Genomic DNA, 18,937 nt, shown 5'->3' with positions numbered 1-18,937 from the left:
CTGTCCAGCCTTTTCAATCCGAACAAGGGCGCGTAGGTGGAAGGGATGGAAACGCGCAACTCCCCTTTAGCCGCCGTTGGCTTCATGCTGGTGGCCACCGTCTTCGTCGCAGGCACAACCCTGATGGCAAAGCTGGCGGGTAAGGACCTGTTGGGCGAGCCACTGCACCCGTTCCAGATTACCCACGGCCGCTTCACATTTGCATTTTTAGCCATTGGCAGCTTCGCGCTGTTTAAACGCCTTCGCATCACTCGACCCAGTCTGAAGCTGCATGTGGCGCGATCAGCGGCAGGGTTTGCGGGCGTGACCCTAATGTTTGCCGCCGCCACGCTGATCCCGCTGGCGGATGCGACTGCGATTAGTTTCCTGAACCCCGTCTTTGCAATGCTGCTAGCCATCCCCCTTTTGGGAGAGCGCGTTGGTCCATGGCGCTGGCTGTCCGTAGCGATGGCCCTTGTTGGGGCACTGATCCTGATCAAGCCAGGCGCAACCAGCTTTGATCCCGCTGCCCTTCTGGCCTTGGGGGCCGCCGCCCTTTTGGGGCTCGAGACGATCTTCATCAAACGGCTTGCCGGGCGCGAGGCACCTTTGCAGATCCTTGTGGTCAACAACGCCATCGGCCTAACCATCGCCTCGTGTGCGGTGCTGTTTGTCTGGCAATCCCCGACACCTGCCCAATGGGGCGTGTTGGCAGCGCTTGGCTTTATGATGGCCGCTGCGCAGGCGTGCTATGTGCAAGCGATCCGCCGCGCGGATGCAAGCTTTGTCGTGCCGTTCTCCTACGCCACTTTGATCTTCGCTGCCTTGTACGATTTTGGGGTGTTCGACGTGCGTCCGGGCCTCACAAGCCTGCTTGGTGCCGCTATCATTATCGCCGGAGGGGCCATTTTGGCGTGGCGCGAAGGTGTTCACCGTCGCTAGAGTCCGATCTGCGCTTGTATCCAGCGCGTGGGTGATTAGTATAGGGGCTTGTGAATTCACAGGGGCATTGGCCGATGACGGCTTGCCCCAAGCAGACGGGAAGAAAGCATGTCCTGGACCGACGAGCGCGTTGAAATCCTGAAGAAGATGTGGGGCGAGGGCCAATCGGCCTCGGTTATCGCAAAGGAACTGGGTGGAGTGACCCGCAATGCGGTGATTGGCAAAGTGCACCGTTTGGGCCTGTCGAACAGGTCCAGCAGCACCAAAGCACCCGCCAAGGAAAAAGCCGCACCAAAAGCAGCGGCCAAGCCCAAGGCAGCCGCCAAGCCCAAGGCCGCGCCGAAAAAGGAAGCCGCTGCACCAAAGGCAGAGGCCGCCGAGGCGAAGCCAATGTCGCCTGCGCGCAAAGCCATCATTCCGGCAGGCCAACCCTTGCCTCCGCAGCCCTCAGCGAATGAGATCAGCCCCGAGGCTTTGGCGAAAGTCAGCGAAATCGAAAAGGACGCAAAGCGCCTGAACCTGATGGAACTGACCGAGAAAACCTGCAAATGGCCCGTGGGTGACCCGGCCACCGACGATTTCTGGTTCTGCGGACTGGCCGTACAGCAAGGCAAACCCTACTGTGAGGCCCATGTGGGCGTGGCATTCCAGCCGATGTCCTCGCGACGCGACCGCAAGCGGTAAACCCGCATCGCATAGATTTTCGAAAGCGCGTCCCACCGGGCGCGCTTTTTCATTCCACACCCGCGCCCTTCCCATAACGCACAGCTTTAGCTATACGGCCCGCCATGACTGATCCAGTAAATCCGCCCAACCTACGTCCCGACCTTGCCCCGAAGCCACGCTTCTCTGACCCCGCCCGCGACGGTCAGCCCACTGTTGGCATGGTCAGCCTTGGCTGCCCCAAGGCGCTGGTCGACAGTGAGCGCATCCTGACGCGCCTGCGTGCCGAGGGCTATGCGATCAGCCCGGATTATTCCGGCGCGGATGCGGTGATCGTGAACACCTGCGGGTTTTTGGATAGCGCCAAGGCCGAGAGCCTTGAAGCGATCGGCGAAGCTTTGAACGAAAACGGCAAGGTGATTGTCACCGGTTGTCTGGGTGCGGAAGAGGATTACATCCGCGGGACCCATCCCAGCGTGTTGGCCGTCACCGGCCCGCATCAGTACGAGCAGGTTCTGGACGCTGTTCATGGCGCCGTGCCGCCCAGCCCGGACCCGTTCATCGACCTTCTACCTGCAACCGGCGTTAGCCTGACCCCGCGCCACTACAGCTATCTGAAGATCTCCGAGGGCTGTAACCACAAATGCAAGTTCTGCATCATCCCGGACATGCGCGGAAAGCTGGCCAGCCGCCCCGCCCACGCGGTCGTTCGCGAGGCTGGCAAACTGGTAGACGCTGGCGTGAAAGAGCTCTTGGTGATTTCACAGGACACGTCGGCCTATGGCGTCGACATCAAATACGCAGAAGAGCGTGGGCACCGCGCACATATCACCGATCTGGCGCGCGATCTTGGGGCGCTGGGTGCCGGCAAGGACCTGTGGGTCCGTTTGCACTATGTCTATCCTTATCCGCATGTGCGCAATCTGATCCCACTAATGGCCGAGGGGTTGATCCTGCCCTATTTGGACATACCGTTCCAACACGCCCACCCGGACACGCTGAAACGCATGGCCCGCCCGGCGGCGGCATCCAAAACGCTGGACGAGATCGCCGCGTGGCGCGCGGATTGCCCGGACATCACCCTGCGCTCGACCTTCATCGTCGGCTATCCCGGCGAGACCGAGGAAGAATTCCAAACCCTTCTGGACTGGATGGATGAGGCGCAACTGGATCGTGTCGGCTGCTTCCAATACGAAAACGTAGACGGCGCGCGCTCAAACGATCTGCCTGACCACGTCCCCGCCGAGATCAAACAGGAACGCTGGGAACGCTTTATGGAGAAGGCACAGGCGATTTCAGAAACCAAGCTGGCCGCGAAAGTCGGTCAGGTGATCGACGTGATTGTTGACGACATCGACGCAGACGGCATCGCAACCTGCCGCACCAAAGCCGACGCGCCCGAGATCGACGGGAACCTGTTTATCGACGACGGCACCGAAGGACTGTCGGTCGGAGATATTGTGTCGGTCGAAGTTGACGAAGCAGGCGAATACGACCTGTGGGGCCAACTACGATAGAGAGCAATCCCCGAGATTGATCCAAGCACCCCCTTCCCGCGTATTATAACAGTACAAGGAGAAGGACATGCGACATGTATTTATCGCCGTTGGCCTGATCAGCACGCTAGGTTTTGGTGCTTACGCTCAGGAAAACACGATCGAAGACGTCATTTCGGACCAGATCAGCGCGCTGAAAGCGGGTGATGTGGAGGGGGCTTTTTCGTTTGCCTCGCCCAATATTCAACGCCTCTTTGGAACGCCCGACGTGTTCGGAGAGATGGTGCAAAATGGGTATCCAATGGTAATGAACCCTGCGAAAGTTGAGCATCTCGACCAGATCACAAATGGATCTTACACGCTGCAGCGTCTGCGCATCCAAGACCAAGCTGGCGAAGACCATTGGTTCGCTTATGAAATGATCATGGTGAATGGAAACTGGCGGATCAACGGTGTCTATCGGATTGATCCCCCCGGGCTTAGTGCATAACGCCTCGAAAGCCACTCGCTAAGCGCGAGTTTTCAACATATTCCATTATTCACTTGCTATGTTGACCCGATAGTCTATCCGAATGGCCTAACACCACAAAAGCAGGCCCATGACAGAGCTTTCAAAGATCCCGCAGCCCGAACAAGATGCAACCTCAGCACGCGATTGGGTCAGAACCCTTGCGAAGTACCGCGAACCAAGTGCGTTTCGCAGTTCGTTTGAACTTGTCGTCAGTGCCGGGCCGTTCATCCTTCTCTGGGCGCTTGCGTGGTATTGCTTGTCCATCAGCCCGTGGCTGAGCCTTGCGATTGCGATATTCAACTCTGCCTTTCTACTGCGCCTGTTTGCGATTCAGCATGATTGTGGGCACGGTTCGGTTTTCAAAAGCCGGAGTGTAAGCGATTGGGTTGGTCGGGTGATCGGCGTGGTCACCTTGACGCCCTATGACGTCTGGCGACGCACCCACTCCATCCACCACAACTCGGCCGGCAATCTGGGCAAACGCGGCATCGGGGACATCATGACCCTGACCGTTGAGGAATACAAAGCCCTGTCACCAATGCGTCAGTTCCAATACCGCTTGTATCGCAACCCGATAACTCTGTTCGGATTCGCCCCCGGTTACCTGTTCTTGCTGCAAAATCGCCTGCCCATTGGGTTGATGAACGCCGCCCGCTACTGGATTAGCGCCATGGGGACGAACTTTGCCATCGTCGCCGCGCTTATATTGATCTGGTATTTCGGAGGCCTGATGCCTGTGCTTCTGATCTTCTTGCCAACCACCCTTTTGGCGGCGACCGCAGGCATGTGGCTGTTCTATGTCCAGCACCAGTTCGAAGAGACCCACTGGAATGTTGAAGAAGATTGGCAGCTCCACGATTCTGCCCTGCATGGCAGTTCGCACTACGTGATGCCGTCAGTGCTGCAATGGTTCAGCGCCAACATCGGCATTCACCACGTGCATCACCTGCACAGCCGCATCCCGTTCTATCGGCTGACAGAGGTCCTTAAGGATCATGAGTATCTGGCAACGATCAACCGCATGACCATTCGCGAAAGCTTGGCCAGTGTGCGTTTGCACCTGTGGGATGAAAAAAGCAGGACGCTGATGTCATTTGCGCAGGCGCGGCAGCTTTACGGCTGATCGCGCCCGACGCTATCTTGCAGGTCAAATCCCGCTGGGTACGCTGAAAAGAACCCAACCATCAATCCGTGCGACCTCGACGCCGCCGGTGTCAGTCTGGAAAACCCCCAAGCCTTCGTAGTCTTCGGGGCACCCGACCAGATCGGCGGTGTGGTCCAGATAGTTGATGGTAAGTTCATTCTCACCCAACTTTTCGCATTCGTCTGCCGGGCTGCGATATCCGCCCATCAACGGAAGATCGGTAACGTTGGTGGTGGGCGTAGTTGTCGGGTTGAATGCCTCGCATCCGGTCAATAGACCGACAAAGGCAAGCGGGGCAATCATTGGTGCAAAGGGTTTCATTACTGCTCTCCTTCTGTTTGCGAAGAGCATATCACAAGTCGCGCAAATTGGGTGAGGTTTTCACCCTGAACACGAAAAAGGGCGCGGAGTTGCCGCGCCCTTAGAACTTGGACTTGCAATAGGGTTAGACCTCTTGCAGCGCCTTCACTGTGATTTCGCGTTCGCCGCGGATCATCATGGCACGAGCTGCCGCATGGCTGCCAGCCAGCGTGGTGAAATATGGGATCTTGTCCATCAACGCGACATTGCGCATTTCACGGCTATCATTAACCGACTGAGCACCCTCGGTCGTGTTCATAACCAGATGCACTTCACCGTCTTTCATAATGTCGATGATCATACGGCCGGGCTCATACGCTTTGGCGACCACATCTGCTTCAACCCCATTTTCTGCAAGGAACTTGGCGGTGCCCGAGGTTGCCAGAATGCGGAAGCCCTGCTGGGTCAGAAGTGCGGCTGTCTCAACCAACTGCCCGGTCTTATCGCCGTCCTTAATCGACAGGAACACAGTGCCTTCGGTCGGCAGCAAAGTACCCGCGCCCAACTGAGCCTTCAGGAACGCCATTGCGAAATCCTTGTCCGCCCCCATCACCTCGCCGGTAGAACGCATTTCAGGACCTAGGATTGTATCGACACCGGGGAAGCGGGCGAAGGGCAGCACCGCCTCTTTCACAGCGAATGTATCGATGTTGGGGTCAACCAGATCAAAGGCGTCCAGCTTTTCGCCCGCCATAACACGCGCAGCGATGGACGCGATGGGCGACAGAACTGCTTTAGCCACGAACGGCACAGTGCGCGAGGCACGCGGGTTCACCTCGATCAAATAGATCTCGCCGTCTTTCACGGCAAATTGCACGTTCATCAGACCGACGACATTCAAGGCCAGCGCCAGTTCGCGCGATTGGCGGCGCAGCTCGGCGATGATGTCTTCCGACAGGCTGTAAGGCGGCAGCGAACAACCACTGTCGCCCGAGTGTACGCCAGCCTCTTCGATGTGCTGCATGATGCCCGCAACGTGCACGTTTTCACCATCGCAAAGCGCATCCACGTCAACCTCGATCGCGCCGGACAAATAGCTGTCCAACAGCACGGGGCTGTCACCTGACACAACCACCGCTTCCGCGATATAGCGTTTCAACTGCCCCATATCGCGGACAATCTCCATCGCGCGGCCACCCAGAACGTAAGACGGGCGGATCACCAGCGGGAAGCCGATCTCTTGTGCTATCTCAAGCGCCTGCTCATCGGTCGAGGCGATGCCGTTGTGGGGTTGCTTCAGGCCAAGCTTGTTGACCAGATCCTGGAACCGTTCGCGGTCTTCAGCAAGATCGATGGCATCCGGCGTGGTGCCAAGGATCGGGATACCTTCTTCTTCCAGCGCATTGGCCAGCTTCAGCGGGGTCTGCCCGCCAAACTGAACGATTACGCCGTGCAATTCGCCGTTTTCCTGCTCGGTGCGCAGAATTTCCATGACGTGTTCGAAGGTCAGCGGCTCAAAGTACAGACGATCAGATGTGTCATAGTCCGTGGACACGGTTTCTGGATTGCAGTTGACCATGATGGTTTCATAGCCCTGATCCGTCAGCGCAAAACATGCGTGACAGCAGCAATAGTCAAACTCGATCCCCTGGCCGATCCGGTTCGGGCCACCACCCAAGATGACCACTTTTTTGCGGTCCGAGGGGCGTGCTTCGCATTCTACTTCACCCATCATCGGGACTTCGTAGGTCGAATACATGTAAGGAGTCTGCGCTTCGAATTCGGCGGCGCAGGTGTCAATGCGTTTGAAAACTGCCTTCACGCCAGCCCCACGACGCACATCACGTACATCTTTCTCGGTGCGACCCGAGAGCTTGGCCAGACGGGCGTCTGTAAAGCCCAGCATCTTAAGTTTACGCAGACCTTCAGCGTCCAACGGCAGGCCATTTCCGCGGACCACGTTTTCAGCATCCACGATCTCGCGGATGCGATCTAGGAACCATGGGTCAAATGCGGTCACGCGCTGAATGTCGGCATTCGACATGCCATGACGCATGGCTTGCGCGATTTTCAGGATGCGGTCCGGACGCTGTTCGGAAATGGCCTTCACGATAGCTGCTTCTTCCGGAGCGCCTTCGATCTCGATCTCATCAAATCCAGTCAGCCCGGTTTCCATCGAGGCCAGCGCTTTTTGTAGGCTCTCATGGATGGTCCGACCGATCGACATGACCTCACCCACCGATTTCATCGCGGTGGTCAGTTCGGGCTTTGCTCCGGGGAACTTCTCGAACGCAAAACGCGGGATCTTGGTGACCACATAATCGATGGTCGGCTCGAACGAGGCGGGCGTGACCTTGGTGATGTCATTGTCCAGCTCGTCCAAAGTGTAACCCACGGCTAGCTTCGCAGCGATCTTGGCGATCGGGAAACCGGTGGCTTTTGAAGCCAGCGCCGACGAACGCGACACACGTGGGTTCATCTCGATGACAACCATACGACCATCTTCTGGGTTCACGGCCCACTGTACGTTTGACCCGCCTGTTTCCACACCGATCTCACGCAGCACGTTGATCGAATGCGTGCGCATGAGCTGGTATTCCTTGTCGGTCAGCGTCAGCGCGGGCGCGACAGTGATCGAGTCACCAGTGTGAACCCCCATCGGGTCTACGTTTTCAATCGAGCAAACGATGATGGCATTGTCGGCAGTGTCGCGCACAACCTCCATCTCGTATTCTTTCCAGCCCAGTAGGCTTTCATCCACAAGGATCTGGTTCACGGGCGAGGCGTCCATACCGGTGCGGCAGTAGTGTTCGTATTCCTCGCGGTTATAAGCCACACCACCACCGGTGCCACCCAAGGTGAAAGCGGGACGAATGATGGCTGGCAGACCAATGTCGTCGAGCGTTTCCAACGCAGTTTTCACACCTGCATCTAGATCAGCGTGACCCTTTTCGTTGGTCGGTGCGGTAACGATGGTCGCGCGTGGATTTTCGATCCCCAGACGGTCCATTGCTTCGCGGAACAGTTTACGGTCTTCTGCCATCTCGATGGCGTCGCGCTTGGCGCCGATCAGTTCGACGTTGAACTTGTCCAGAACACCCAGATCGTCCAGCTCCAGCGCGGTGTTTAGACCAGTCTGACCGCCCATCGTGGGCAGCAACGCATCCGGGCGCTCTTTCTCGATGATCTTGGCGACAACCTCGGCGGTGATCGGCTCGATATAAGTCGCATCGGCAAGGCCGGGGTCCGTCATGATCGTCGCCGGGTTCGAGTTCACCAGAATGACACGGTAACCTTCTTCGCGCAGCGCCTTACAGGCTTGCGCACCCGAATAATCGAACTCGCAGGCCTGCCCAATAATAATGGGCCCCGCGCCGATGATCATAATCGAGTTGATATCGGTTCTCTTTGGCATGGTAACCCCCATCGGCAGACTGGACACACGCGGGAATCCCAACCGCGCGCAAATTGTCGTGGGTTATAGACACGAACGGGGTTTGTGCAAGCCCTGTTTGTGGATTCATTCGCGTTGATTGCGCCCTAACTGCAGTAGAGTAATACATGTCACAACAAGCAGGCTGAAATGCAGATAGACCTCTCCGAATCCTGCAATCGGGCTAAATGCGAAGAACAGGTAGACCGGTAGTGAAGTTAAAACTGCCATTGCAAACAAGACGATCCCCGGGATTTGGGGCACAATCAATCCATACGCTACCAAGGCGAGCATCGCTGGCAGAAGCATGTAATGCAGCCAAGCAAGCGGCGATGTCGCGTTAACAAGCGCAAGAACCAATGTAAAACGCAGCCAAATGCGGATCGATTGCCCGATTTCACGTGTCGTCCACCAAACACCCACCAATCCAAAGAAAAGGACCGCCCGTCCAAACAGCGATACAAACGCGGATTTGGGCTCTTTCGACGGTCCAGAAATGTCCCAAAAGACAAACCCATGCCACAGGTTTTCCAGGTGATAAGCTAAAGTCTCGAATCCTGTGGACAGCCTACTGACAGAGACATGATTGCCAAGATAGTCGATCCGCACCAACAAGGCTTGATGCAAAGGCCATCCACACAGAAAGATCGAAAGCAACCCAAGCGCGCCGCCTATTCCCAAAAACCAAAATAAAGCGCGCCAGCGTCGTTCAAAGACAAACACAATCACCAGCATGGTCGGCATCAGCTTGATCGCAGCGGCCAAGGCCAGCACTCCACCCGCCGAAAGATCACGACCTGCAATCAGCAGGTGCAAGCTGAGCATCATCAAGAAAGACACGATGATTTGAGGCTGCCCCAACTGAAAAGACAACGCGCCGTAAGAGGTGAAACCCGCGACGAAAGCTCCGGACAGACAGAAGACCCAGATTGGCGGCCCCAGCTTGCCTAACGATGCCGCAATGCGCCCTGCGATGGCATACGCCAATCCAATCATGCCGAGGATCGAACCGATGAACAGGACAAAAAACGCATTCGCGAAGCTCACGAAATCAACCGCACGCGCAACAGGGCCCAGCAAAGCCGTCCAAAGAGGCGGATAGATATAAGCAGGGATTAGATCCGAGTAATACCCCTGTGAGTGCGCCAGTTCGCGCCACTCGAGGTGAGCTTGCCTCCAAAAGGCTTGGCCATCGGGCGCGTAAACAAGTTCATACGCACCCGCATCAAAGAAATAGGCTGCAAAATAAAGTGCTGACAAATCGACTGGCCAGTTTCCCCAATAGATTTTCACAGTCCAAACGACAAAAATACACACAATGGCAAAACTCAGGGCTTTGTCTTTGTTGTCTCTCATGCTGCTTCTCCTCGCAGGGGGCGAAGGGCAGCAACAACGGTCCAGAAAATCAAAAGGCTAACTGTGGTGTAAAGGAAAGACTGCAACAGGAAGGTTTCTGCATGGTCAGTCAATCGTAGATACAGCGGCAGAGCATAGCCAATGCCTGTGACTGCGATCAGAGTTGCCACAAGCGGCGGGCGCGCAAGCTCAATCAAGCCGGGCAAAAGTACAAGCGGCAAGATCATATAGTGCAGCCAACCCAGTGGGCTGGTGAGCAGCAGAAGTATTGCAACCAACAACAAGCGCGCCCAGATGCGACAACGCAAATCTTCGATGCGGGTCTGAAAAGCAATAAGTACCACCCCAAAAACCAATAGCAATCGCGTGGCCCACGTAACCCAAATGGGTTTGGGAAACGTGTCAGGCTCATAAATCGAAAATACGAATTCTCCGCGTATAAATTGATCAATTTGAAACAGGGCAAGCTCTAGACTTAGGTTCAAGCGCGAAACCAACACTTGCCCTTCGACTTGTGAGAGCTTGGTCAAGAATGCCTCGTGTATTGGCCAGCCCATCAACATGACCGATAGACCGGCAAGAACACTGCCAAACACTGTGAAGCTCCCTAAAGCTTTCCAGTTCCTTTCCATTAAGAAAATCACCACAAAAAGCGCTGGCGCCAACTTGATCGAGGCTGCAAGCGCCAACCATGCCCCCGCGCGTACGGGGCGGTTTTTCACAAGATCCACAAAAGCCAGTAAGGTTAGCAAAGACACCAAAACCTGCGGCTGCCCAAGATGCAGCGCAAGCCGGGATATCGTGCTGGTGACAAGAAGCAAGGTCAGGATCAAAACCCAATGAAACAGTGTGATCCGACGCGGCTGTATCAAATCGAAAACGATCCGGAGCATGGCTAAAAGAGAAGCGACATTCAGCAAAAGCATGGCGTGCGACGCCTGCTTGAAATCCAAGACTTTGGACAGCCAAGACAACGGCAACACCCATATCGGCGGATAGATGTAAGGCGTCACGATACGGGCAGGTCGATCATAAAACTGACTTGCGGCATCTGCTTTCAACTGCCACTCGTGCGGAGGCACATCCCAAAAAAATGTCTCACCTTTGGGATAGATCGAAGCCGGCGTTCCTTCGGCAAAGAACTGGCCTGCGAAATAAAGCGCCGCGAAATCGGGTGGGTAATGACCCCAGTGCAAAAACACCAGAAAACCGCCCAATATCAACATGGCCAGATATGCGGTGCGGTGCCCGTTAGAAGTCTCTGCGTGCTCAATTCGCGCGACCATTCGGTCTTTGCCTTTATACTTTTGCCTGCCTTCGCGCAGGTTGGAATAGATGCTTTTTATCCAGTGATCCGGCGAAGACCAAGAAAATTGCGCCTAGTTGATGATCTTTTACGCTCTTGGCGCCGCTGCGGCTTGACTTTGCCCGCCAAGGCAGGTGTATCGGCCCGAGACTTACAAATGCTCGTGGGAGCCTGACATGCACGCCTATCGCAGCCACACCTGTGCTGAACTGAACAAATCCAACGTCGGTGACACCGTCCGCCTGTCGGGCTGGGTCCACCGTGTCCGCGATCATGGCGGCATCCTGTTCATCGACCTTCGCGACCATTACGGCATGACGCAGGTTCTGTGCGACCCTGATAGCCCCGTCTTTGCGGAAATGGAGAAGGTACGCTCGGAATGGTGTATCCGTATCGACGGCAACGTCAAAGCGCGTGACACCGATCTGGTGAACGAAAAGATCCCGACCGGCGAAGTTGAAGTCTTCGTCCGTGACCTTGAGGTTCTGGGCGCCGCTGACGAACTGCCTCTGATGGTCTTCGGCGATCAGGAATACCCGGAAGAAACTCGCCTGAAGTACCGCTTCCTCGACCTGCGCCGCGAGGTGATGCAGGAAAACATGAAGCTGCGGTCGGACGTAGTGGCCTCGATGCGAAAGCGCATGTGGGATCAAGGGTTCCGCGAGTATCAGACGCCGATCATTACGGCCTCGTCGCCGGAAGGTGCGCGTGACTTTCTAGTGCCATCGCGTTTGCACCCGGGCAAATTCTATGCTCTGCCGCAGGCTCCTCAGCAATTCAAACAGCTGATGATGGTTGCCGGTTTCGACAAGTATTTCCAGATTGCGCCTTGCTTCCGCGACGAAGACCCGCGCGCTGACCGTTCGCCGACCGACTTCTATCAGCTGGATATGGAAATGTCCTTTGTAGAACAGCAAGATGTGTTCGACACGATCGAACCGGTTCTGCGCGGTGTCTTTGAAGAGTTCGGCGGCGGCCGGAAAGTCGACCAGACATGGGAACAGATTTCCTATGCGAACTCAGCTCTGTGGTACGGCACCGACAAGCCGGACCTACGCAACCCGATCAAGATGCAGATCGTCTCGGACCACTTCCGTGGTTCGGGATTTGCAATCTTCGCCAAATTGCTGGAGCAGGACGGCACCGAGATTCGCGCCATTCCCGCCCCGAAAGGTGGCTCGCGGAAGTTCTGCGACCGGATGAACAAGTTTGCACAGCAAGAAGGTTTGCCCGGCATGGGTTATATCTTCTGGCGCGAGAAGACCGCAGATGCCGTGGCGCAAGAGCTAGCCATCACGGTGAAAGAAGCTCAGGCCAAGCTGAAATCCGGTGAAGTCGAAGGCGGAATGGAAGCCGCCGGTCCGCTGGCCAAGAACATTGGCCCCGAGCGTACCGAGGCGATCCGCCAGCAACTGGGTCTGGACATCGGGGACGCAGCCTTCTTCCTCGGCGGCAAACCTAAAGCCTTCGAAGGCGTCGCAGGCCGTGCCCGATCCGTCATCGGCGACGAGCTGGGTCTAACTGACAAGGACCGTTTCGCCTTCGCTTGGATCGTCGACTTCCCGATCTTCCAGCTGGACGAAGAAAATGGCGGCCTAGACTTCGACCACAACCCGTTCTCGATGCCGCAAGGCGGGTTGGACGCGCTTCTGGGCGATCCGCTGCACGTAAAGGGTTTCCAGTACGACTTGGCCTGTAACGGCTATGAACTGGTGTCGGGCGCAATCCGAAATCATCAGCCTGAAATCATGTTCAAAGCCTTTGAACTGGCTGGCTATGGCAAGAGCGAAGTGATCAAGCGTTTCGGCGGCATGGTCAACGCGTTCCAGTATGGTGCCCCCCCGCACGGTGGCTGTGCCGCTGGCGTCGACCGCATCGTGATGCTGCTGGCCGATCAAGACAACATCCGCGAAGTAATGATGTTCCCGATGAACCAGCGCGCCGAAGACCTGATGATGAATGCGCCATCCGAGCCGCAGAACGAACAGCTGCGTGAACTGCATCTGCGCGTCATTCCACAAGAGTGATTTGACCACCGTCATCGCATATCAATAATTCCCCTGGCATAAACAGGCTTGCCCACACAACATGTGAGGGCCAGTCTGGTGCCAGGAGAACTTGATGTCATTTGATCCAAATATTGCACAGACCCGTTTTGGCTATGGGCCAAGACTTGGTTTGGATGCGCCGAAATCTGTTTCACAGATGCTGGATATGCTGGCTGGTCCAGACACTCAGGCAGAACGCTTTCCCATCCCCGGGTTCGTCGATATTTACGACCACCTGAAAGAAGTTAAGCAACTGACCATTGCCGTCCGTAAAGCACGTAACAAAGGTGGGCCAGCTGTCGAAAAAACCATAGCTGCGCGTAAGAAGAAATACGCCCAGATGAACCGCAAGCGAGAGGCCTGGTTCATATCGACACTGAACCGATGCACCACAACCGAGGACGCTTTCCGTGAACGTCTGGTGCGATTTTGGACCGACCACTTCACCGTTATCGGCAAAGGGCCTCAGTTCAGAAGCGTAGCCTCGACCTTCTCCGAAGACGTTGTGCGGCCACATGTAAATGGCCGTTTCGTGGACATGCTGAAGGCCAGCAGCACCCACCCGGTGATGCTGCATTTTCTTGACCAATTTGCTTCCGCCGGGGAAGGCAGCAAGCTGGCGATGCAAGGCAAGCGTAGCCTAAACGAAAACTTGGCACGCGAGATTCTAGAACTTCACACGCTTGGCGTCGACGGAGCCTATACGCAGAAAGACGTGCGTTCATTTGCCAATCTTCTTGCGGGTTTTGCGTTGGGGGAAGACGGCCGCTACAGGTTTCACCCCCGCAAAGGCAACCCGGGTCCCGAGGTGGTTTTGGGCAAACGTTATGGCCGAAAAAAACCGCGGGTTGACGATGTATTTGAGGCGCTGGAAGACATCGCCCGGCACCCGGACACAGCGCGCTACATCGCGACCAAACTGGCAACGCATTTCGTGTCCGACATTCCTGATCCAGATTTGGTTCGAGCTTTGTCCGGAAGCTTCATAGAAAGCGATGGCGACCTGATGGCGCTTTACGAGGTTTTGTTGAACCATCCAGCTGCATGGGCACCGGAACGTAATAAGGTCAAGCAGCCGTTTGATTTTGTTGCGTCTTCGGTTCGCGCACTGGGCGTGCCCGAAGGCACCCTCACCGCCATGAAGCGCAAACAACGCAATCTTGTATTCTTTGGGCCATTGAAATTAATGGGCCAGCAATGGGAAACCCCAAATGGTCCTGATGGCTGGCCCGAAGATTCGGCCCATTGGATCACACCGCAGGGCCTGGCAGCGCGCATTCAGTGGGCCGTTTCTGCCCCATCTGCTTTGGACTTCAAACTGCCTGATCCGCGTGACTTCGTAGAAACTGCATTGGCCGGGCAGGCTTCGGACGCCACCGATTTTGCCGCCCGAGCAGCGGAAACACGGTGGGAGGGGATTGGGATCATTCTGTCTTCGCCCGAATTCCAGCGCCGTTAACAAGGAAACCGATTATGACGAAACATACTTCTCTCTCACGTCGCGGCTTTCTGAAGAACGCAGGTATCCTTGGCTGTTCACTTGCGGCAAGCCCTTTGCTGACACCGGTCAGTCTTGCATCAACGCCCGGCGACCATCGGCTGGTGGTCATCGTACTGCGCGGCGGGATGGACGGGTTGGATCTTGTGCGTCCGGTTGGGGACCCTCTGTTCTCCAGCCTCAGACCCGATCTTTCCGCAGATCAGAATGCGCTTCCACTGAACGATTTCTATGCTCTGCACCCGGCGGCTGATCGGTTGCACAGCTTGTGGAAATCTGGGGAATTGGCCTTTGGCCAAGCTGTTTCGACACCATATCGCGACAAACGGAGCCATTTTGATGGGCAAGACATATTGGAAGCAGGCGTAGACGCGAACGGAGCGATCCGTGACGGCTGGTTGAATCGGCTGGTGCAAACCATACCCAACAGCAGTTTGCGCACAGCCTTCGCGGTCGGGCGCGAGGATCTGCTGATCCTCAACGGGGACGCTGCTACTTCGGGCTGGTCACCAGATGTGACTTTGTCCCTGTCAGAAGCCACGCGCCTTTTGATGAAGAAGGTCCACCAAAATGATCCATTGTTTTCGTCCGCATTGAGCGAAGCTGTGGACCTGACCGAGGTTCTGCACCCAGAGATGCTGATAACCACCGAGGAGGCCGCCGACGATCCGGCCGAAATGATGTCCGACGCCATGAGAATGGCACGTGAGCATGGAAGCATCTCTGGCATTGCGTCGTTCACCGCCGAAATGCTGAGACACGATACGCGGATTGCTTCTTTTTCGATCGGCGGGTGGGATACACATGTCGGTCAAGCGCGGAACTTCAAGCGTGCTTTGTCCAAACTGCAAGACGCGATTATGACACTGAAAGCGGATCTGGGACCGGTATGGGAAAAGACCACCGTCATGGCCATGACCGAATTCGGGCGCACCGTGCGCCAGAATGGCAGCAAAGGAACCGATCACGGAACTGGCGGGGCCATCGTAATGGCTGGCGGCGCCATCCGAGGGGGACAGGTCTATGGAAACTGGCCGGGGCTGGAAGAAGAGGCGCTTTATAATCGGCGTGATTTGATGCCGACTGCGGACATTCGCCTTTATGCGGCTTCGGCCATGCAGGGCCTGTTCAGCGCAAGTACATCCGACATTGAGGGGACGGTCTTCCCGGGCTTGGATTTGTCTCCCGGCCTGCCAAAAATCATAGCTTAAAATATAACAGGGCGCGCTGCGAAGCGCGCCCGATACTCATAACAACAGAACGCTACAATAAGGTCAGGCTAACCTGCCAAGGGCTGCGTCTCGATGATTTCACTTACTGCTTCGCTTACCGGCGTGCCGGGCTCAACAACAGCTAAAACAACCGCGGTAACCATCATAACTGCACCAGCAATTAGTACAGTCCAGTCAACAACAGCGTTTCCAAGCTCTTCATCAGCAAACTTCTTGATCAGGTCTTTCATACTATCAACCTCGCAATTGATTAAATTCACCCTTCCTCGAGACCCAATCTGCATCTGAAAAAGGGCGGAAATGAGGAAGCCGGGGGTCCATTTCGTGCCGAACAGGTTAATTTCTGAGCCTAGAGCTGCCTTCGATCCTTCAATCGATCTTCGACCAGATGAATCACGCGGGCCATAGCTGCGCTTGTTGAACGCCCTGCAACCCGAGAAGCCGCAAGGCTTTGGGCGGCAACCGCCATCGGCTGATCATGGGCGCTGAGCGCAAGGCCACCCAGAAATTGCGCAACATAGTCCTGTGCTGGCCCATCATCGCGATCATGGATTATCCTTGCCAGATGTGACAGATCATCCTGAAGCGCCAGTTCATCTGGCTGAACAATCTCGCTTGGCAAAACCTTTAGGCTTACCGGTCCTTCTTGTGGAGGTAAAACCGACAAGATCGCCTGTTGAAACTCCGCCAGAGATTCGACCGGCTTCACAAGAAACCCGTCTGCACCAGCTCCCAGAGCTACTTCTTGCGTTCCTGCATCACCGCTCATCCCAAGGATCACCGGAACGCGAATTGCATCGTTGGTCAGCTCCTCAATCAGCTCCGCTCCGGATCCATCAGGCAGCCCCATATCAATAATGACGGCGGTAGGACGATAAACCCGGAGATGCCGATGTGCAGCTGCAAGATTGTCGGCCCTGCGAATGCGCGCGCCAGAGCGCAGGCACAACAGGCGGATCGCCTCTGACGCAAATCGACTGTCCTCCACCACAAGCACCGTCATCCCATTCAGGGGTCGGTCTGCCGTTGGGGGTTGGGTCATCATAAAGGTTTCAAGATCGTCGCTCATCTTCTGGCTCCTTTCACGGTCACCATGGCTCAGAACTGCCTAACAGGAGGTTAAACTGGCATCCGTGAACACAACACGCACCTGTGGCACCGTGCCGCTTGCCCAAACCCGGTCGCTTGGGCATAAGCAGCACAGCATTCGAAACGGGAGAGACAAGATGATCGGACGCCTGAACCACGTAGCCATCGCTGTACCGGACCTTGAGGCCGCCGCCGCGCAATATCGCGACACGCTGGGCGCAAAGGTAAACGCCCCTCAGGACGAACCCGATCATGGCGTGACCGTTGTGTTCATCGAGCTACCGAACACCAAGATCGAGCTGCTTTATCCGCTGGGCGACAATTCTCCCATCGCGGGCTTTCTGGAAAAGAACCCGTCGGGCGGCATTCACCACATCTGCTATGAAGTAGACGATATTCTTGCCGCACGTGATCAGCTGCAGGCGTCAGGCGCACGCGTTCTGGGCACTGGCGAACCCAAGATCGGCGCGCACGGCAAGCCGGTCCTGTTCCTGCACCCGAAAGACTTCACCGGCACTTTGGTCGAGCTGGAACAAGTCTGATGTCCATCACCGCCGCCATCGTTCTTTATGTGGTGATCTGGTTCGTGACCATGTTCGTGGTCCTTCCAATCCGCTTGCGCACCCAAGGCGACGAGGGCGAAATCGTGCCCGGTACACATGCCGGTGCCCCCGCCAATTTCAAACTCGGGCGCACACTGATCATCGTGACCATCGTTGGTACCATCGTCTTCGCGATTATCGCGGGGATCATCGTCTCGGGCTGGATCGGGATTGAAGATATCGACTGGTTTGATCGGTATGAGGATGTGCGTGGGTAAGAAAAGGGCGCCCAGCGGGCGCCCTTAGTATGTGTGAACTATGCGGCAGTTCGTTTCCAGTCGATCTTCAAGAGGTTGCGTGAACCGCACCGAGAAGCCTTTTGCCCTCCTGATCGTACTTAACTGTCGCCCACAGCCCAATCAGCATCTCCTCATCTGAGATCTGTCTCAAAAACTCTTTAGTTTTTCGGACGCGGCCATTCTGTAGATACTCATCGGCTTCTATTAGTGCTGGCGTGAATTCAGAAAACTTCAGATACAGGTATGCAAAAGCCATGATCTGGCGCTTTTCGATTGAAACTAGATAGTTTTCAATTTTCTGCACTGCGGATTGAGTAGCATCGAAACTACTGTTTCGCACCGCACGTTCAAGATCAACAAATAGAGAGAACAAATACCGATCTTGCAACGTCAGCGCGCCATCCTCGGTATTTTCAACACCGTGGGTGACGAGTTTTTCTTTGACGAACTGATAAATTGAAATCTCGGTCATAGGCGTTCCGATATCATCCAAATGGGACTTCTTGCAAATTTGGATGATCGTAGATTTGGGTTCATAACCTAAATTCCACAAGAACGCTGGGCTACAAATAGTAGCAAGCCCAGCCTTACTCAGCCCTCTGAAGGCGCACGGCAAGCACTTCGCCGACTTCTAACGCCCCGCAAGACGGTGGAACATGTGTGTAAAGCTCGCCGCACCTAAGATTGGGATCAAAAGATTCACCAAAGGGATGGATAGCGGCACTGCCATCAAACAGCCAGCCAGCCAGATCTGGGCGTTGTGGCGTTTGCGCAGAAGATGGGCTTCGTGCCGCCCAATGCGCCGCATGGCGGCCATTGTGAAATACTCGCGTCCCAGAAGGTAGCCGTTCACGGCGTAAAACAGGATCGGTGCAAGCGGGCCGACGAAGAAGAACATTATCAGTGCGATCAGGTTCACGCCCACGATCACCCCGAAGAACCCAAGGCTTTCGCGTACTGCAACCATAAGGGGCTGTTCCGCGTTGGGGGCAAGATGGGGATAGTGCTTGGCCTCGACCGCGTCGGCGACCTCGTCCAGAAACAAGCCTGTAAACGCACCCGCTACGGGCACCATCAGAACAACTGACAAGACGATCAT

At 55.9% G+C, this 18,937-nt stretch carries 18 protein-coding genes; 10 read left to right on the top strand and 8 right to left on the bottom strand.

Translation table 11 applies throughout. From position 1 onward, the window contains the following. Positions 1-45: 45 nt before the first annotated feature. The 5 genes from MWU55_RS04310 (at position 46) to MWU55_RS04290 (ending at position 4,714) form a co-directional block, all read left to right on the top strand. Positions 46-921: a DMT family transporter gene (locus MWU55_RS04310; RefSeq protein WP_246934524.1), complete on the top strand. Its 876-nt coding sequence runs from the start codon at positions 46-48 to the stop codon at positions 919-921. Positions 922-1,029: 108 nt separating this feature from the next. Continuing rightward, on the top strand, positions 1,030-1,605 hold the full coding sequence (locus MWU55_RS04305) for a GcrA family cell cycle regulator (protein ID WP_246934523.1): 576 nt from the start codon (positions 1,030-1,032) through the stop codon (positions 1,603-1,605). A 104-nt stretch (positions 1,606-1,709) separates the two neighbouring features. After that, positions 1,710-3,101 (top strand): 30S ribosomal protein S12 methylthiotransferase RimO, encoded by a 1,392-nt coding sequence (gene rimO, locus MWU55_RS04300; protein ID WP_246934522.1) that lies wholly within the window; start codon positions 1,710-1,712, stop codon positions 3,099-3,101. 67 nt (positions 3,102-3,168) lie between these two features. Further along, complete coding sequence (locus tag MWU55_RS04295; RefSeq protein ID WP_246934521.1) at positions 3,169-3,570, top strand: DUF4864 domain-containing protein; 402 nt, start codon at positions 3,169-3,171, stop codon at positions 3,568-3,570. 109 nt (positions 3,571-3,679) lie between these two features. Then, a complete protein-coding gene (locus MWU55_RS04290; RefSeq protein ID WP_246934520.1) occupies positions 3,680-4,714 on the top strand; it encodes a fatty acid desaturase in 1,035 nt (344 codons plus the stop codon). Positions 4,715-4,738: 24 nt separating this feature from the next. On the opposite strand, the gene MWU55_RS04285 is transcribed toward MWU55_RS04290, so the two are convergent. The 4 genes from MWU55_RS04285 to MWU55_RS04270 all read right to left on the bottom strand — a co-directional run bounded on the left by MWU55_RS04285 (position 4,739) and on the right by MWU55_RS04270 (position 11,110). Further along, positions 4,739-5,056, bottom strand: coding sequence for a hypothetical protein (locus MWU55_RS04285; RefSeq protein ID WP_246934519.1), 318 nt, complete (start codon positions 5,054-5,056; stop codon positions 4,739-4,741). Between the two features lie 124 nt (positions 5,057-5,180). Beyond that, on the bottom strand, positions 5,181-8,450 hold the full coding sequence (carB, locus tag MWU55_RS04280; protein WP_246934518.1) for a carbamoyl-phosphate synthase large subunit: 3,270 nt from the start codon (positions 8,448-8,450) through the stop codon (positions 5,181-5,183). A 105-nt stretch (positions 8,451-8,555) separates the two neighbouring features. Beyond that, positions 8,556-9,824 (bottom strand): glycosyltransferase family 87 protein, encoded by a 1,269-nt coding sequence (locus MWU55_RS04275; RefSeq protein ID WP_246934517.1) that lies wholly within the window; start codon positions 9,822-9,824, stop codon positions 8,556-8,558. Continuing rightward, positions 9,821-11,110: a glycosyltransferase family 87 protein gene (locus tag MWU55_RS04270; RefSeq protein WP_246934516.1), complete on the bottom strand. Its 1,290-nt coding sequence runs from the start codon at positions 11,108-11,110 to the stop codon at positions 9,821-9,823. Before MWU55_RS04270 ends, MWU55_RS04275 begins: the two co-directional genes overlap by 4 nt. Positions 11,111-11,306: 196 nt before the next feature. Between MWU55_RS04270 and aspS the strand changes: the two genes are divergently transcribed. The 3 genes from aspS to MWU55_RS04255 all read left to right on the top strand — a co-directional run bounded on the left by aspS (position 11,307) and on the right by MWU55_RS04255 (position 15,887). After that, the gene (gene aspS / locus MWU55_RS04265; RefSeq protein ID WP_246934515.1) at positions 11,307-13,157 is read left to right on the top strand and encodes an aspartate--tRNA ligase; all 1,851 of its coding nucleotides are present in this window, start codon (positions 11,307-11,309) and stop codon (positions 13,155-13,157) included. Between the two features lie 94 nt (positions 13,158-13,251). Beyond that, positions 13,252-14,637: a DUF1800 domain-containing protein gene (locus tag MWU55_RS04260; protein WP_246934514.1), complete on the top strand. Its 1,386-nt coding sequence runs from the start codon at positions 13,252-13,254 to the stop codon at positions 14,635-14,637. 14 nt (positions 14,638-14,651) lie between these two features. Beyond that, positions 14,652-15,887 (top strand): DUF1501 domain-containing protein, encoded by a 1,236-nt coding sequence (locus MWU55_RS04255; protein ID WP_246934513.1) that lies wholly within the window; start codon positions 14,652-14,654, stop codon positions 15,885-15,887. Positions 15,888-15,955: 68 nt separating this feature from the next. Here MWU55_RS04255 and MWU55_RS04250 read toward each other — a convergent pair whose 3' ends face one another. Both MWU55_RS04250 and MWU55_RS04245 read right to left on the bottom strand, forming a co-directional pair. Next, positions 15,956-16,138: a hypothetical protein gene (locus tag MWU55_RS04250; protein ID WP_246934512.1), complete on the bottom strand. Its 183-nt coding sequence runs from the start codon at positions 16,136-16,138 to the stop codon at positions 15,956-15,958. Positions 16,139-16,257: 119 nt separating this feature from the next. Then, positions 16,258-16,977: a response regulator gene (locus MWU55_RS04245; protein ID WP_246934511.1), complete on the bottom strand. Its 720-nt coding sequence runs from the start codon at positions 16,975-16,977 to the stop codon at positions 16,258-16,260. 157 nt (positions 16,978-17,134) lie between these two features. On the opposite strand from MWU55_RS04245, the gene mce reads away from it, so the two are divergent. Together mce and MWU55_RS04235 are read left to right on the top strand one after the other, a co-directional pair. After that, positions 17,135-17,539 carry a methylmalonyl-CoA epimerase gene (gene mce, locus MWU55_RS04240; protein ID WP_133489179.1) on the top strand — a complete coding sequence of 135 codons (405 nt, stop codon included), beginning with the start codon at positions 17,135-17,137 and terminating at the stop codon, positions 17,537-17,539. Further along, positions 17,539-17,817, top strand: coding sequence for a DUF1467 family protein (locus MWU55_RS04235; RefSeq protein WP_246934510.1), 279 nt, complete (start codon positions 17,539-17,541; stop codon positions 17,815-17,817). Before mce ends, MWU55_RS04235 begins: the two co-directional genes overlap by 1 nt. Positions 17,818-17,884: 67 nt before the next feature. On the opposite strand, the gene MWU55_RS04230 is transcribed toward MWU55_RS04235, so the two are convergent. Together MWU55_RS04230 and MWU55_RS04225 are read right to left on the bottom strand one after the other, a co-directional pair. Next, the gene (locus tag MWU55_RS04230; RefSeq protein WP_246934509.1) at positions 17,885-18,331 is read right to left on the bottom strand and encodes a hypothetical protein; all 447 of its coding nucleotides are present in this window, start codon (positions 18,329-18,331) and stop codon (positions 17,885-17,887) included. Positions 18,332-18,469: 138 nt separating this feature from the next. After that, on the bottom strand, positions 18,470-18,937 hold a 468-nt coding region (locus MWU55_RS04225), incomplete at its 5' end, for an EI24 domain-containing protein (RefSeq protein ID WP_246934508.1).

The sequence above is a fragment of the Aliiroseovarius sp. F20344 genome (assembly GCF_023016155.1).
Lineage (GTDB): Bacteria > Pseudomonadota > Alphaproteobacteria > Rhodobacterales > Rhodobacteraceae > Aliiroseovarius.
The sequence above is the reverse complement of the archived record's forward strand: the minus strand, read 5'-3'. Positions and strand labels throughout refer to the sequence as shown.

Coding starts and splice junctions, on each gene's coding strand:
- mce (WP_133489179.1), top strand. CDS start 17,135: ATGATCGGACGCCTGAACCACGTAGCCATCGCTGTACCGGACCTTGAG.
- aspS (WP_246934515.1), top strand. CDS start 11,307: ATGCACGCCTATCGCAGCCACACCTGTGCTGAACTGAACAAATCCAAC.
- MWU55_RS04270 (WP_246934516.1), bottom strand. CDS start 11,110: ATGGTCGCGCGAATTGAGCACGCAGAGACTTCTAACGGGCACCGCACC.
- MWU55_RS04290 (WP_246934520.1), top strand. CDS start 3,680: ATGACAGAGCTTTCAAAGATCCCGCAGCCCGAACAAGATGCAACCTCA.
- MWU55_RS04305 (WP_246934523.1), top strand. CDS start 1,030: ATGTCCTGGACCGACGAGCGCGTTGAAATCCTGAAGAAGATGTGGGGC.
- MWU55_RS04250 (WP_246934512.1), bottom strand. CDS start 16,138: ATGAAAGACCTGATCAAGAAGTTTGCTGATGAAGAGCTTGGAAACGCT.
- MWU55_RS04310 (WP_246934524.1), top strand. CDS start 46: ATGGAAACGCGCAACTCCCCTTTAGCCGCCGTTGGCTTCATGCTGGTG.
- rimO (WP_246934522.1), top strand. CDS start 1,710: ATGACTGATCCAGTAAATCCGCCCAACCTACGTCCCGACCTTGCCCCG.
- MWU55_RS04245 (WP_246934511.1), bottom strand. CDS start 16,977: ATGAGCGACGATCTTGAAACCTTTATGATGACCCAACCCCCAACGGCA.
- carB (WP_246934518.1), bottom strand. CDS start 8,450: ATGCCAAAGAGAACCGATATCAACTCGATTATGATCATCGGCGCGGGG.
- MWU55_RS04275 (WP_246934517.1), bottom strand. CDS start 9,824: ATGAGAGACAACAAAGACAAAGCCCTGAGTTTTGCCATTGTGTGTATT.
- MWU55_RS04295 (WP_246934521.1), top strand. CDS start 3,169: ATGCGACATGTATTTATCGCCGTTGGCCTGATCAGCACGCTAGGTTTT.
- MWU55_RS04260 (WP_246934514.1), top strand. CDS start 13,252: ATGTCATTTGATCCAAATATTGCACAGACCCGTTTTGGCTATGGGCCA.
- MWU55_RS04255 (WP_246934513.1), top strand. CDS start 14,652: ATGACGAAACATACTTCTCTCTCACGTCGCGGCTTTCTGAAGAACGCA.
- MWU55_RS04285 (WP_246934519.1), bottom strand. CDS start 5,056: ATGAAACCCTTTGCACCAATGATTGCCCCGCTTGCCTTTGTCGGTCTA.
- MWU55_RS04235 (WP_246934510.1), top strand. CDS start 17,539: ATGTCCATCACCGCCGCCATCGTTCTTTATGTGGTGATCTGGTTCGTG.